A 1,061-nucleotide genomic window follows, 5' to 3' on the forward strand; every position below is an offset into this window, starting at 1 on the left:
CTATTCCTGCAAGATAGCAGCGAATTTAGCAAATTTACGGGCTAGTTTTGCTTATTTTGCGTGAGATTGCTTGTCAGATAATTGCTGTTTTATAGCATTTACTAACTTAGATTGATCAGTTGGTTTGGTGAGAAATGGAGTGGTGCTTAACTCTTGAGAGTTTAGGTGTACGTTCGGGTCTTCCTCTGCGGAAAGGAAAATAATAGGGATGTTGCGCCATTGAGTGTGCTGGCGTACTAATCTCGCAAGCTCAACCCCTGTGCACTTGGGGAGAATAACATCTAGTAAAAGCAAGTCTGGTTGATTCGTTTCGATAGCATCGAGTAAAAGTTCGGGCTGGCTAATCGCTGTACACATAAAGCCAGCATTTCCTAGCACATTTTCAAGATGCTTTAATTGAGATGGAGAATCATCAAGCGCCAGAATTCTTGTTTTGGGGTCAATGTCGATATGAAAAGCAGTATTAAGAGCTTCTTTTAGTGACTTAGACGTTAAGTTTTCATCGATGAAAAAATGGCCGCCAGCTCTAATTGCATTTAGCTTTGTTTCAAATGACATCTTGTTATCAGAGAAGAAGATTACTTTGCTATGCGGATTGGCTTGCAATATTTTCTTGGCGAGACTGACGCCTTTGCCTTTTCCTTTAAAATCGACATCGATAATTGTGCAGGTTCCAGCATTCACATTTTCCATCGAAAATGAGTGTATCGGTATATCGCCTAATATGGCGCTTTGTAGCGCCTCGTTTTTGCTTGAGCTAACCGCAAGTAACACTTGCTTGATTTGAGTAGTGTTTGGTTCGAGAAGTAATTCGACTTCTATTTTTAGCTGTTCTTCTATCAAGCTAATTGCTTCTTTCATGCCCTCTTGTGCTTTGTGTGATGGGCATTCTTCAATTTGACCGAGCTTCAATAAAGAGCTGATTTTCTGTGCTTGTTCAGAGAAAGGTTTGTGGGGTAGCTTGTTCGACAACTTGCTGAGTTTTTCTGATGTATCCAGCAATGTGCGATTTTTGCTTGTATTGCGCCATTCATTCTTCGAACACTGTTCATATAGTTCAA

At 40.4% G+C, this 1,061-nt stretch carries 1 protein-coding gene; it reads right to left on the reverse strand.

Annotated elements, in window-relative coordinates; genetic code table 11:
* Positions 1 to 51: 51 nt before the first annotated feature.
* Positions 52 to 1,061: PleD family two-component system response regulator (locus tag A3739_RS23375; RefSeq protein WP_156502787.1), on the reverse strand; the 1,010-nt coding region annotated here is incomplete at its 5' end.

Source organism: Oleiphilus sp. HI0067 (assembly GCF_001635735.1).